Raw genomic sequence first — 14,243 nt, 5'->3', positions numbered from 1 at the left:
GTAGCGAGGGATGAAATGGCTCTCAGCTAGATGAAGGAACGAAGCAAGTTCCTCACCTATCCATTCTCTCTGGGCATCCCTACTTGCTACATGCTCTCCCGCTCCATGCATGTATGGATATATAGGCCTGCATGATTGACAGGCTCTAATCACTTACTGATATTGATCTTGAACTCAGTATACTGGATCTGAGCTTCAGTTGACAATTGATTTTATGCTTGCTTAAGGCGCTGCAGCACTTTTTCACGGCCAAGAAGCACAATCGTCTCATTGAGGTCGCGACCATGCGTTTGTCCAGATACCGCAACGCGAACGGGCATGAACAAGCCTTTGCCTTTAGCGCCTGTTTCTTTCTGAACTTCCTTGATTGCGGCTTTGACCGTATCCACGGTCCATGCACCCTGAGCCTCAAGCTTCGCATGAAGCGTGCTAAGCACTGCCGGGACCTGCTCTTCTTGCAGGACTGCTTTGCCCTCTTCTTCAACGACTAAGTCGTCGCGGAAGAACATCTCGGACAAGGAGACGATATCCGAAGCGCAGTTCATTTGCTCTTGATACAGTTTCACCAGCGCACGCGCCCACGCATCTTGCTCAGCCGTAAGCTGCTCAGGCAGGCGTCCTGCCTTTTGCAAATGAGGGATCGCAAGATCAGCAATGCGGTCTGGGTCCGCTTTTTTCATATACACATTATTAATATGGCTCAGCTTATTCGTGTCGAATACAGCGGGGCTCTTAGACAAGCGATTCGTATCGAAGATAGAGATAAGCTCTTCACGAGAGAAGATCTCTTCTTCTCCTTCTGGTGACCAGCCAAGGAGCGCGATAAAGTTTATCATCGCTTCTGGCAGATAGCCAAGCTGATCATACTGCTCAATGAATTGAAGGATCGATTCGTCGCGTTTACTCAGCTTTTTGCGGTTCTCATTGACGATAAGCGTCATATGTCCAAAGATCGGAGCTTCCCAGCCAAACGCTTCGTAAATCATCAATTGACGAAGGGTGTTGGTGATGTGATCCTCTCCGCGAAGGACATGCGACATTTTCATCAGATAATCATCAATAACGACTACGAAGTTATACGTTCCAATGCCGTCCTTTTTAATAATAACCCAGTCACCCGTTGTCTCGGATTCAAAGGTAATCTCGCCTTTAACCATGTCGTTGAACGTGTAAGAGCGACCTTCCGGTACCAAGAAGCGAATACTTGCTTTACGTCCTTCTGCCTCTTTCGCTGCACGCTCTTCTTCAGTCAGGTGACGGCACTTTCCGCTGTACTTTGGCGTTTCGCCGCGATTGGTCTGATCTTCTCGCTCCGCAGCCAGTTCTTCTTCCGTACAATAGCAGGGGTAGGCAAGACCTCGATCCATCAGATCCTGCGCATATTTATTATAAATATCAATGCGTTCCGTTTGGCGATATGGTCCGTATTCACCACCTACGTCGATGCTCTCATCCCAGTCCATACCCAGCCATTTCATATATTTAAACTGGTTCTCTTCCCCACCAGCCACATTGCGCTTCACATCCGTATCTTCAATACGAACAATAAACGTTCCGCCATGATGGCGGGCAAATAAATAATTGAACAACGCTGTACGCGCATTCCCAATATGTAGATGTCCTGTAGGACTTGGAGCGTACCGTACTCGGATGTCTTTATTCATGATCTTTATCCCTCCGTACAATCCTTATCATCGACCTATCATACCATATCGCGAATTAAGCAGACAACCGCCTGTGCAGCGATTCCCTCGCCTCTTCCGGTAAATCCAAGCTTCTCTGTCGTTGTGGCCTTCACATTCACCTGCGTTACATCCGCATCCAGAATCCGGGCGATATTCTCCACCATCTGAGGGACGTACGGCAGCATCTTCGGCTGCTGAGCAATAATGGTGCAATCCACATTGCCAAGCTTGTACCCTCGTTCCTTAGCCAGATTCCATACATGCTCCATGAGCTTGACGCTGTCTGCATCCTTGTATGCTGGATCGGTATCCGGGAAATGCTTGCCGATATCTCCAAGACCTAATGCGCCTAGTACGGCATCACTAACCGTATGAAGCAGAACATCCGCATCAGAGTGTCCCAACAAACCTTTTTCATAAGGAATATGAACGCCGCCAATAATACACGGTCGCCCTTCCACTAACTGATGGACGTCGAAGCCTTGTCCTACACGAATCATGATTCAACTCTCCCTTATAATGATGATAATGACGTGCGAGCCAACCACCATTCCGCCCATAGCAGGTCTTCTGGTGTTGTCAGCTTCACATTAGTATAATCCCCTTCTACGACGTGGACCGGTACCCCCATCTGCTCAACAAGCATGGCATCGTCGGTACTTGTCCTTTCGAATTGCTTCGCCTGCCGATGTCCCTCCATGACGACCTCAAGACGAAAAGCTTGTGGCGTTTGAATCGCCCACAAGCTATTACGGTCTGGTGTTGCCGTGATAACACCTTGTTCATTCACCTGCTTGATCGTGTCCTTCACCGGTACAGCTAGAACCGCAGCACCTTGAGTCAAAGCAGCCTCAAAGCAGGCTAGAATATGCTGTTGCTGAACAAAAGGCCGAACCCCATCATGAATCAATACCGTATCAAGCCCATAGGACTCAATCGCCTTTAGTCCCTCATACACGGAATCCTGCCGTTCCTTGCCTCCAGCACGTACCTCGCGTACTTTTGTCATCCCATACTGCTCAATCCAGCTGCGGCAGCGTTCATGATCCTGTACGCCTGTTACTAAGACAATCGACTCGCATTCCTCAATGGCTTGAAACACCTCTAATGTATGTACAAGAACAGGCTTGTCTTGAAGCAGCAGATATTGCTTGCTCTCCGTCGTCCCCATTCGGGTCCCTTTTCCTGCAGCGACCACGACGACACCAAACCGTTGTGCCATGCCTTCAAAACCTCCACGATGATCAACTTACTTTCATCATACCTGTTTATTGGGCTTTTTCCAACAGTTTCGGCTTCGCAAATATCATTCTTCCTGCAGATGTTTGAAGCACGCTCGTGACGAGGACCTCCATCGTATTGCCGATATACTCGCGTCCTCCCTCAACAACAATCATCGTTCCATCATCTAGATATGCAACGCCTTGGCCGTGCTCCTTGCCATCCTTAATGACTTGAACAACGATCTCCTCGCCTGGAAGCACGACAGGCTTCACCGCATTGGCAAGGTCGTTGATGTTTAAGACAGATACACCTTGAAGCTCGCAGACTTTATTTAGATTGAAGTCATTGGTGACTACTTTGCCCTTCAGCAGCTTAGCCAGCTTGACCAGCTTGCTATCTACTTCTGAGATCTCTTCAAAGTCCCCTTCATAGATGAGCACCTTTACTTCTGGCTCCTTCTGAATCTTGTTCAGAATATCTAGACCGCGACGGCCACGATTACGCTTCAGTAGATCAGAGGAATCCGCGATATGCTGAAGCTCCTCCAGAACGAACTCAGGGATCACAATGGTGCCCTCAATAAATCCCGTCTTGCAGATATCTGCGATTCTGCCGTCAATAATAACGCTCGTATCTAATATTTTGTGCTCTTCAAAACCCATGCTACTTTTGCTTGGCTCGCTCTCAGGAGAGCGTCTTACAAACGATGCGCCAAGCGAAATCATGTCCTGCTCTTTCCAGCGAGCGATCTGTACGCCCATCATTCCACAAGTTAATGTAAGGATAACCGCAAGCAATTCACCAACCATCCCAAATGGATGCAATAAAGGCATAAGCAGCGCTGCAAAACATAGACCGACTAAAAGTCCACAAGTGTTAATGATAAGCTGCGATGGAGTCATCTCACCAATACGTGATTGTAATGAGTGCCACATGCGTCCAGCCGGAGCCGATAATGCCTGACATATCGCAAGTGCTAGAATTGCTCCACCCAATGCCCACCAGATTCGACCTGACGTCCACCCATTCACAGCCTGTGACCACTCTGACGTCTGTACAAATATCATCGAATGTAATTCCATCCCACTCCAAGCGCCTAAAACACCGGATGCTGCCATCATGGTGCGTTTGAACATGAACGTCCACCTCCTCATTTCATCATACATTCTTTAGCATTATGGCCCAATGAATGGAGGCTTAATCCCTATACGTCCGTTTTTTTCCATTTGACGCAGGTTGTAAAATGGGAATTATTAGTTTTATAATAAGATGGTATGAACAAACCCGATGACAGCTTATTCATGTGCACGGGCGAATCCCGCTGCACCACTTAAAGAATAGAGGTGGATGTGAAATGAGCACTTCCAATTTGCAAACGTTTCAAGAGCAAGTTGCCGACTTATTGCTTCGGCATCGTAGTCTACTCGATGTTTTGTCCAAACATGGACAATCTGAAGCCGCCGTTAATCGCGCCGTTACGAAAGCCATTACTGAATGCGGCTGTTTGGAGCTCCATGCCAAGAGACAACCTTATGAAACGAATATGGACGTGACTCAGGCTAAGCAGTCTCTGGAATCCCATATTCAAGGTCAGCTTTGTGAAAACTGCAATGACGTCATCCGTGCTGAGCTTGGAAAGCACTTGTTCTACACGTCAGCGCTGTGCAATCTTCTCGACATTCAACTTGACGATGTCATCAAGCAAGAGTCCAGTAAATGCTCGACGCTTGGCATTTTTAATCTCTCTTAGAGAGCGTTTACTTTTTAGAGAACAGGATACGTGATCTACCATGTTCTCATGATTTCGCATGAAAGAAACTTCAGGCTTGTCTATAAAAAATGAATATCAACGAAAAAAGCACCCGTTCCTAAGAACAGGTGCTTTTATTGTTTATTGGTTTAATAGGCGTCTCGAGAGAATGGCATGATTAAGACAATATACCTTTATACATTTGCAACACTTTCTCAAGAATAAAGCTCTTCTATTAGTTATGAAGAATGCTTGGTTTCCGCCCACTCTTCCGTTTTCTTGCTTTTTTTACCTCGCCGAATTATCATTCTAACGTTTTTTTTTATACCTAGAAGCGCATACAGCACAAGCGGAACGAAGATGAGCTTCGGTGTTTGTTCTGGTTTCCATACCGCTATTGCAACAGCAGCCGCAATGACGATAGGCGTAATCCAAATCGCTTTTTTCGGAATGCCAACCTTCTTAAAGTTCGGATAGCGAACCGTGCTGACCATCAAATAAGACAACAGCAGTACAGCTACGATCAGATAAGGAACAGCAATGCTGTCATGGAATAAAGCTAATGTAGCAAGCACACCGCCTGCTGCTGGAATAGGCAGTCCCGTAAAATACCCTGGAACTCCATCCACAACATTGAAACGTGCCAATCGGAGCGCACCGCAGATCGGGAAGATCGCCGTTGCGGTCCAGGCCAGCACAGGATTAATCTCGGTAAATGCACATACATACATGACAAAAGCAGGTGCTACACCAAATGAAATGACGTCCGATAACGAATCCAGTTCCTTTCCGAACTCACTCTGAACATTCAATGCTCGTGCCACTCGACCATCAAGGCCATCTAACAGCATTGCGATGATGATCATTAAAGCGGCGAAGCTGTAGTTATCATTAAACGCAAACATAATTGAAATAATGCCAAGGAACAAGTTACCGATGGTAAATAGGTTCGGAATGGACTTTGTAATCATAGGTTCACCTCTAATTTTACTATGCCCAACGATCAATTTTTCATTTTAGGAAATTTATATCTGCCTGTCGATGAATACTTGTTCCTGAATACGCTTCAATCCTTCTTTGATCGTTCGAGCACGTACTTCCCCGATTCCATCGACTTCATCCAGCTCCTCGATGGTTGCCATCATGACTTTAGGGAGGGTTGTAAAGTTGTCCACAAGGTTCGAAATCACGACGTTCGGCAATCTTGGAATCTTATTCAGAACGCGATAGCCGCGCGGCGATATCGAATCGTCATGGGCGTTGCTGGTCACAGGGTAACCTAGGATTCGGATCAAATGATTCGTATCCAGCAATTCTTCGTCATTCAGCTTCTTCAGCTGAACGAAGATATCTCGAATCTTGTCGTCACTAGGATCCTTGGCATAATCTTTAAAGAGCAGCCAAGCATCGTCCTCTGTATTGCTAACCAGCTCTTCAAGCTGCATGCTAATAAGACGGCCTTCGGTGCCAAGCTCATTAATATAACGCTTGATCTCCATCTTAATACGTAATACCATCTCAACACGTTGCATAACATTTACGACATCATACAATGTAACCAATTCCTCGAACTCAGAGGCTGTCAGATTGGTCAGACTTTGGACGAGAACAGCTTTATATTTTTCAAGCGTTTGGATCGCTTGGTTCGCCTTCGTCAGGATCACACCCATATCCTTGAGCGCATAGCGCAGACTGCCTTGATAAAGGGTGATGACGTTACGTCGCTGTGAGATGGATACAACAAGTTTTCCTGTTTGCTTCGCGACCCGCTCCGCAGTACGGTGACGAATCCCCGTTTCTATCGATGGAATGGACGAGTCCGGGATCAGCTGCGTATTGGCATACAGGATCCGCTTCAAATCCTCGCTAAGGATGATTGCTCCGTCCATCTTAGCAAGCTCATATAGGTAGCTTGGTGAGAAGTCGCAGTTAATGGAGAAGCCGCCATCTACGACTTCCATCACCTCAGGACTGTATCCGACAACGAGCAGAGCTCCGGTCTTAGCACGAAGAACGTTTTCAAGCCCATCTCGAAACGCCGTCCCCGGCGCCACGAGCTTAAGTAGATCATTCATAATCTCTTGTTGAGTTTGTGATTCTTTCATCTATATTCTAAGCCCCCTAACCTAATGCTGCAGTTAAAGCTTCTGCAACGGTTTGTACGCCAATAATCTCGATTTGCTTAGGAGGCGTCCAACCGCGAAGACTGCTCTCCGGCATAATGATGCGCTTAAAGCCAAGCTTCTCTGCTTCCTTAACGCGCTGTTCCGCTCGGGATACTGCCCGAACCTCTCCTGTAAGGCCTACCTCACCAATAACGACATCAAATGGTTGTGTAGGCATATCTCGAAAGCTTGAAGCAATCGCTACGGCAATCGCTAAATCGACTGCCGGCTCATCAAGCTTCATTCCACCCGCTACATTGACGTATGCATCCTGATTCTGCAGGAACATGCCCATCCGCTTCTCCAAGACTGCAATAATAAGTGCAAGCCGATGGTGATCTATCCCCGTTGCCGTTCGTCTTGGCGACGGAAAGTTCGTTGCTGCCACCAAAGCCTGCATCTCCACTAGCACAGGCCGGGTACCCTCCATGCTCGCTACAACAATGGAGCCTGACACGCCTAATGGACGCTCTTGAAGAAACAGCTCCGAAGGATTCTTAACTTCTCGAAGGCCACCTTCCGTCATCTCAAAGATACCCATCTCATTCGTTGAGCCAAATCGATTCTTAACCGCTCGAAGGATTCGATAGCTGTGATGACGCTCTCCTTCAAAGTAAAGAACACAATCCACCATATGTTCAAGCAGGCGAGGGCCCGCAATAGCTCCTTCCTTCGTGACGTGTCCCACGAGGACGGTTGCGATGCCTCTACCTTTAGCGATGCGCATAAATGCACTTGTACATTCACGAACTTGTGCGACACTTCCCGGGGCAGATTCAACCGTCGGTTGATAGACAGTCTGAATGGAGTCAATCACGAGGAAATCCGGTTTCATCAACTCAATGGCTTCTTCGATGTATTGTAAATTCGTCTCGCTCAAGACAAACAACTGATCAGACAGCTTGCCTAGGCGATTGGCACGAAGTTTGGTCTGTCTTAACGACTCTTCACCTGATACATAAAGTACTTTAAGCCCTGTTCCTGCAAGGGCATTAGAGGATTGAAGAAGCAGTGTGGACTTGCCGATCCCGGGATCGCCGCCTACCAAGATCAATGACCCTGGGACGACTCCTCCACCAAGTACACGATCAAGCTCAGTGAATGTCGTGCTTAATCTAGGTTCTTGGCCACTCTCTATATGTATGATAGCTTGCGGCTTTTCTTTCGCCTGAGTAAGAGAAGATTGAACCCCCGCTGTCTTCACAATGGTCTCTCGTTCTTCGACCATCGTGTTCCATTCGCTGCATCCCGGGCACTTCCCCATCCACTTCGGCGACTCATAGCCGCATTCCGAGCAGTAAAACTTCGTCTTAACTTTAGCCATTGCCAGCCAACACTCCTTCACTTGCAAATCTGAAACGATCATCCTTGCACCTGCTCAACAACGCATGTCGTTCCAGGTTCTCACTTTCAAGAGAAGGAAAGACTAGCAGATGATCTCTTGAGAATCCCCGAAAAAATCTGTCAATCTCAAGTTTACCATTTTTGACGATTCGAGGAAAGGTAAGAACTAAAAAAACGGGCCCTTTTCGGGCCCGCTCTGCTGTTTGTTAATATATGGTTCACTTTATCCTCTTGCTTACGACGAGGCTGGGGTTGTTTCTACAGCTGGTTCTGTACTGCGCTCAACGACTAGCTGACCATCACGCTCATCGATCACGACAGAGTCTCCTTTGCTGATTGCCCCCTTAAGCAATTCTTCGGACAAACGATCCTCGATATGCTTTTGAATCGCACGACGGAGTGGACGCGCACCATAAGCAGGATCATAGCCTTCTTTCGCAAGAAATGCTTTGGCTTGGTCTGTCAAATTGAACGCTATGCCTTGCTCATTCAAGCGTTTCTTCAGATCATCGACCATCAGGGTTACAATTTCCCCAATGTGCTTCTCATCCAAGGAATGGAATACGATAATCTCATCGATACGGTTCAGGAATTCAGGACGGAAGCTCTTCTTCAACTCTTCCATCACTTTATCCTTCATGTTGTTGTAATCGCGGCTTGCATCGTCAGCTGCAGTAAAGCCGAGCGTTTTGTTGCGCTTAATGGCTTCTGCCCCTACGTTCGATGTCAGAATGATCAGTGTATTGCGGAAGTCCACAACACGTCCTTTGGAGTCTGTCAGTCGGCCATCCTCAAGCACCTGCAGCAAAATGTTGAATACTTCAGGGTGAGCTTTTTCAATCTCATCCAAAAGGACAACCGAATAAGGCTTGCGGCGAACTTTCTCTGTCAATTGACCGCCTTCTTCATAGCCTACATATCCTGGAGGCGCTCCGACAAGACGAGCCGTGGAATGCTTCTCCATGTACTCGGACATATCAATGCGAACAACCGCATTTTCGTCGCCAAACATGGATTCAGCAAGTGCTCTTGCAAGCTCTGTCTTACCTACTCCTGTAGGTCCAAGGAAGATGAAGGAGCCCATTGGGCGCTTCGGATCTTTAAGGCCTGCACGCGCACGACGGATCGCACGGCTGACAGCCTTAACCGCTTCATCTTGGCCAATGACACGCTCATGAAGAATCTCTTCCATTTTGAGAAGACGATCTGTCTCTTCTTCCTTAAGCTTCACAACCGGTACACCAGTCCAGTTCGCAACGATTTGTGCAATGTCCTCAGGCGTAACCTCGGAGTCCATACGGCCTTGCTTTTCTTTCCACTGATTGCGAACCGTTTCAAGCTCCTCACGCATCTTCTGCTCTGTATCACGCAAAGCAGCTGCTTTTTCGAACTCTTGGCTTTGAACAGCAGCATCCTTTTCCTTGCGGATATCTTCAAGGCGCTGTTCAAGCTCTTTCAGATTAGGTGGAACCGTATATGTGTTGAGCCTTACTTTGGAGCTCGCTTCGTCAATCAAGTCGATCGCTTTGTCTGGCAAGAAGCGATCTGTAATATAGCGATCAGACAGCTTCACGGCTGCTTCAATCGCATCATCCGTAATTTTCACACGGTGATGGGCTTCATAGCGATCACGTAAGCCGCTCAGAATCTGAATAGCTTCTTCTGGAGTTGGCGGGTCAACCGTAATTGGCTGGAAGCGGCGCTCAAGCGCAGCATCCTTTTCGATGTATTTGCGATATTCATCAAGGGTAGTTGCCCCGATGCACTGCAGTTCTCCACGAGCCAAGGAAGGCTTCAGAATATTGGAGGCATCAATTGCGCCTTCTGCTCCACCTGCACCAATCAAAGTATGGAGCTCATCGATAAAGAGAATGATGTTACCCGCTTGACGAATTTCATCCATAATCTTTTTCAAACGATCTTCAAATTCTCCGCGATATTTCGTACCTGCAACGACAGAACCCATATCCAGGGTCATAACACGCTTATCGCGCAGCGTCTCAGGAATTTCATTCTGAATAATACGTTGTGCCAATCCTTCAGCAATCGCTGTCTTACCTACCCCAGGCTCCCCAATAAGGACTGGGTTGTTCTTCGTACGACGGCTAAGGACTTGAATCACTCGTTCAATTTCCTTGCTGCGGCCAATAACCGGATCCAAGTTGCCCTCTTTCGCAATGGCCGTTAGATCACGAGCCAGGCTATCCAGCGTTGGCGTGCTCACATTTTGCGATGCTCCGTGGTGGCTCGATACCGCTTCACTGCTGCCAAGAAGCTGCAACACTTGCTGGCGCGCTTTGTTCAAGCTGACGCCTAAGTTATTCAACACACGAGCGGCAACGCCTTCTCCCTCGCGAATAAGTCCAAGGAGGATATGCTCTGTACCAACATAGGTATGACCGAGCTTGCGAGCCTCATCCATGGAAAGCTCGATTACTTTTTTCGCACGAGGCGTATATGCAATATTGGTAGGCTGTTCTTGACCTCTGCCGATCAAGGATTCCACTTCATCCTGAATTTTTTCGAGGCTCAAGCCTAGAGCAACAAGTGCCTTAGCTGCAATGCCTTCCCCTTCGCGAATTAAACCGAGCAAAATATGCTCTGTACCAATATTGTTGTGACCTAAGCGAACGGCTTCTTCTTGAGCCAACGCCAATACCTTCTGGGCACGCTCTGTAAATCTTCCAAACATCATCGACTTGCACCTCCACATGATTAATGTACGTATTTCATTGCTTTTTTAAATATCAATCTTGAGCTTTGGGCTCATCTTGATGGTCTATTCGGTTTGCCACTTCGGCAGATGCTTTACTTCCTTTCGCCAATGTTTCTCGAATGAGTCTAGCTCGGTAAATATCTCGATCATCCGCATTCATTGGCTTGTTATAAATATGCTGCAAAAATCCAGGTTGAGTCATTACCATCAATTCATTCAACATGACAGGCGAAACTTCCTTCAACAATTGAAGATCCGCTCCCAGCCGAATATCAGACAAACGCTGTGCAGCCTCTTTGGAATCCATAATCGCGGCATGCTTCAAGATCCCATATGACCGGCATACGCGGTCTGTCAGCTTCGTCATCATGCTCTGCTGCAACTGCTCGCGGGCAGCGCGCTCATGCTCGATGATTTGTTTTACTACGCCAAACAGATTCTCCATGATTTCCTGTTCAGATTGACCTAGCGTAATCTGATTCGAGATTTGAAACAGGTTGCCAATCGCTTCACTGCCCTCACCATACAGGCCACGAACAGCCAAGCCGACCTGGTGTACAGCTTGCAGAATTCGATTTATCTGAGAAGTTATAACCAATGCTGGCAAATGCATCATCACAGATGCTCTGATCCCGGTTCCAACGTTCGTTGGACAGCTAGTGAGATAGCCTCGCTTCTCGTCAAAGGCATAATCGATATTGGATTCAAAGATATCGTCAATATAGCTAGCTGCCTCCCAAGCCTTCTGAATTTGCAGACCTGGGTATAAGCATTGAATGCGCAAGTGATCCTCTTCGTTCACCATAATGCTGATGGATTCGTCTTTGCTGAGAATAACGCCACCGTTACGGGATTCATTTGCAAGATTAGGACTAATCAAATGCTTCTCGACGAGCACTTGGCGCTCCATCTCATTGAGATCCGCCATATTAAAGAATTCGAATGGCCCTAGTTTAGACAATGCTTCAGATTGTCCTACTTCCGTAAGCTTCTCCAGCGATTCAGCCGATTGCTGTGTCGTCGCAAGCAATGGAAACGGAATACCGTGCAGATTACGGGCGATCCGTATTCGACTGCTAATTACGATGTCTGAATCAGGCCCCGTACCCCGCATCCAATCACTTACTGGTTGGTTCATAAATGCTTGATTGGACATGCCACATATTCCTCCTTACCCCAATATTGTAGTTGTTACGCTTGCTCAGCATCAGAGGCTCCATTCATCTTAAGCTCCAGCTCTCGGATTCGGTCGCGGAGCTCTGCTGCCGTTTCGAATTGTTCAAGCTGAATGCTTTCCTGGAGCTGCTTGCGGAGATCCTCCAGCTCTCTGCGCTGGTTCATCACGACGCCGCTTCTCTTTGGAATCTTGCCGACATGCACGACATTTCCGTGCACTCTTTTTAAAATTGGATCTAGACGTGAACTAAACGCATGATAGCATTCGTCACATCCAAAGCGTCCCATCTTGCTGAATTGCTCAAAAGTTAATCCACAATGATCGCACTTTAACTTCTCGGGTACTGGCTTGTTCATTGAAAAGCCATAAAGTCCATTTTGCAACCCTGTTGGTTGATCTAAATTCATTAATCCAGACAATAAGTTATGGATAGAGAAGCTGTCGTTTGCACCTTGAAGAATATCTCCTTTTTCGCGTGCGCAGCTCTCACATAAATGAAATTCCGTTTTCTGGCCATTTACGATCTTTGTAAAATGCAAGGTAGCAGGCTTTTCCCCACATTGTTGACACATCATCTTGCACTCCTCCTCTTCTACAGCACCTAAGTGACGATTCGCGAGCTCTACTCCGATTGCTTGTGTCCTTGATGTATATTAAAGCAGCACGATGCCCTATGAGTTCCCTAGCAGTGCAATCAGCATTGCCCTTAAAAGACGTGCACGTAGTTCATCTCGATAAGGAAGCTTGATATACAGGTTATCTCTCGATATAGCTGCACGAAGCAATTGAGCTTCACGTCGGGAGATCGTCTTGCTTTCTTCCAGCTGATAGATCAGACCTTCTGCTGTATCTTGACCAATTCGGTCGCCAATTGTATCACATACATGAGCATGTATAACCTGCTGAGAAGGTAGTTGAATCCGTTGGATACGAATATACCCGCCGCCACCGCGCTTGCTCTCTACAACATAGCCCTTCTCCAGCGTAAATCTTGTGCTTATCACGTAATTGATCTGAGAAGGAACGCAAGAGAACTGCTGAGCTAAATCATTTCGCTGTATTTCAACAAAGCCTTCCCTGCTGTCAATCAGCAAGACCTTCAAGTGCTGTTCGATCATATCTGAAATATTGCGCATCTCTCTCCCTCCTTTCAATGCATCTATATTAGGTTTAACCCAATATGATGGGGGATTATTCGACTTTGACTATATTTATTGACTTTGACTTTCTTTGACCTTGACATTATTATATGCCTCTTTTGTCATTTTGCCAATACCTTATAACGAAATTATCAATTTTAATAGCATTAAATACATTTTAATTATCTATGCACATTTTCTTTACTTAGAATAAATATTAGGTTGGATAATTGTGTGGATAAATCATTATTAAAGTAGAAATAAATAGCTAAAAAGCCTTGTGAGTGTGAACATGTCGTGACATTTCCACAATCCGTGGAAAAGAGGTGGATAAGATTGTTTACAACGTTAAAGATTCATCGCATAAAAGGAGAAAAAGAACCGTTTATGGGGTCAAATGTGGAAAAAAAGTTTTTATATATTCCTCATGCTGTCTTAAAGTAACCAACAGCTTATGCACATTTCATTGTCACCTTCCGAATTAGTTATATCGCAAGGTTTGAAAATTTCGTGGTTATATTAAGTTAAATACTTAAAACCAATGATCATGACACGTTGATCTTGGCCTAAGCTACGAGTATTACATGTAAAATTGATTTTAATATGTATTGTTAGTCTGGATATTGATTCATTTACTGTTCTGGCTGTTTTGAGTCGATTATATAACTGCGCAGCTAAAAAGCTAGTCTGGTAATAGGCTATCACCTTTAGGGGTTAGAAAGTCAGATATTAGAGATAAATTTAGACAAGAAAAAAATCCACTGACTCATGTCAGTGGATTTCTCTGCTTGGCAACGTCCTACTCTCCCAGGACCCTGCGGTCCAAGTACCATCGGCGCTGAAAGGCTTAACGGTCGTGTTCGGGATGGGTACGCGTGGAACCCTTTCGCCATCGTCACCAAACTCGATTTTTCCGAAGGAAAATATCGTCCATTTAAGGATATATTCAAGGTTTGCACCCTGAAAACTGATCGTGAAGGAAGTAAAGTTATCTTTTCTTTAGGATAAGCCCTCGACCGATTAGTATTGGTCAGCTCCACACA

The 14,243-nt window shown here is 46.4% G+C and carries 12 protein-coding genes and 1 rRNA gene; 1 reads left to right on the top strand and 12 read right to left on the bottom strand.

Translation table 11 applies throughout. The features are described from left to right. Nucleotides 1-212 precede the first annotated feature (212 nt). From gltX to I2H74_RS23400, 4 genes are read right to left on the bottom strand one after another with little or no spacing between them, the layout of a single operon-like run. On the bottom strand, nucleotides 213-1,664 hold the full coding sequence (gene gltX / locus I2H74_RS23415) for a glutamate--tRNA ligase (protein WP_195576668.1): 1,452 nt from the start codon (nucleotides 1,662-1,664) through the stop codon (nucleotides 213-215). Nucleotides 1,665-1,702: 38 nt separating this feature from the next. Beyond that, a complete protein-coding gene (ispF, locus tag I2H74_RS23410; RefSeq protein ID WP_195576667.1) occupies nucleotides 1,703-2,185 on the bottom strand; it encodes a 2-C-methyl-D-erythritol 2,4-cyclodiphosphate synthase in 483 nt (160 codons plus the stop codon). Between the two features lie 14 nt (nucleotides 2,186-2,199). Then, on the bottom strand, nucleotides 2,200-2,907 hold the full coding sequence (ispD, locus tag I2H74_RS23405; RefSeq protein ID WP_195576666.1) for a 2-C-methyl-D-erythritol 4-phosphate cytidylyltransferase: 708 nt from the start codon (nucleotides 2,905-2,907) through the stop codon (nucleotides 2,200-2,202). Nucleotides 2,908-2,953: 46 nt separating this feature from the next. Continuing rightward, nucleotides 2,954-4,045, bottom strand: coding sequence for a PIN/TRAM domain-containing protein (locus I2H74_RS23400; protein ID WP_195576665.1), 1,092 nt, complete (start codon nucleotides 4,043-4,045; stop codon nucleotides 2,954-2,956). A 218-nt stretch (nucleotides 4,046-4,263) separates the two neighbouring features. Here I2H74_RS23400 and I2H74_RS23395 point away from each other — a divergent pair, with 218 nt between their 5' ends. Then, a complete protein-coding gene (locus I2H74_RS23395) occupies nucleotides 4,264-4,659 on the top strand; it encodes a DUF1573 domain-containing protein (protein ID WP_195576664.1) in 396 nt (131 codons plus the stop codon). 239 nt (nucleotides 4,660-4,898) lie between these two features. Here the strand turns inward: I2H74_RS23395 and pssA are convergent, their stop codons facing one another. The 8 genes from pssA to rrf form a co-directional block, all read right to left on the bottom strand. Next, nucleotides 4,899-5,630: a CDP-diacylglycerol--serine O-phosphatidyltransferase gene (pssA, locus tag I2H74_RS23390; protein ID WP_195576663.1), complete on the bottom strand. Its 732-nt coding sequence runs from the start codon at nucleotides 5,628-5,630 to the stop codon at nucleotides 4,899-4,901. Between the two features lie 54 nt (nucleotides 5,631-5,684). Further along, the gene (gene disA / locus I2H74_RS23385) at nucleotides 5,685-6,764 is read right to left on the bottom strand and encodes a DNA integrity scanning diadenylate cyclase DisA (protein WP_195576662.1); all 1,080 of its coding nucleotides are present in this window, start codon (nucleotides 6,762-6,764) and stop codon (nucleotides 5,685-5,687) included. 16 nt (nucleotides 6,765-6,780) lie between these two features. Beyond that, on the bottom strand, nucleotides 6,781-8,148 hold the full coding sequence (gene radA, locus I2H74_RS23380; protein ID WP_195576715.1) for a DNA repair protein RadA: 1,368 nt from the start codon (nucleotides 8,146-8,148) through the stop codon (nucleotides 6,781-6,783). A 255-nt stretch (nucleotides 8,149-8,403) separates the two neighbouring features. Next, nucleotides 8,404-10,863, bottom strand: coding sequence for an ATP-dependent protease ATP-binding subunit ClpC (gene clpC / locus I2H74_RS23375; RefSeq protein WP_195576661.1), 2,460 nt, complete (start codon nucleotides 10,861-10,863; stop codon nucleotides 8,404-8,406). 52 nt (nucleotides 10,864-10,915) lie between these two features. After that, complete coding sequence (locus I2H74_RS23370; RefSeq protein ID WP_195576660.1) at nucleotides 10,916-12,040, bottom strand: protein arginine kinase; 1,125 nt, start codon at nucleotides 12,038-12,040, stop codon at nucleotides 10,916-10,918. 35 nt (nucleotides 12,041-12,075) lie between these two features. Continuing rightward, complete coding sequence (locus tag I2H74_RS23365; protein WP_195576659.1) at nucleotides 12,076-12,636, bottom strand: UvrB/UvrC motif-containing protein; 561 nt, start codon at nucleotides 12,634-12,636, stop codon at nucleotides 12,076-12,078. 96 nt (nucleotides 12,637-12,732) lie between these two features. Then, a complete protein-coding gene (locus I2H74_RS23360; protein WP_195576658.1) occupies nucleotides 12,733-13,197 on the bottom strand; it encodes a CtsR family transcriptional regulator in 465 nt (154 codons plus the stop codon). 789 nt (nucleotides 13,198-13,986) lie between these two features. Continuing rightward, nucleotides 13,987-14,103: ribosomal RNA gene (gene rrf / locus I2H74_RS23355) — 5S ribosomal RNA — on the bottom strand. Nucleotides 14,104-14,243: the final 140 nt, after the last annotated feature.

Origin of the sequence: Paenibacillus sp. 1001270B_150601_E10, from assembly GCF_015558675.1 — a bacterium.
Classification (GTDB): Bacteria; Bacillota; Bacilli; order Paenibacillales; family Paenibacillaceae; genus Paenibacillus_B.
The sequence above is the reverse complement of the archived record's forward strand: the minus strand, read 5'-3'. Positions and strand labels throughout refer to the sequence as shown.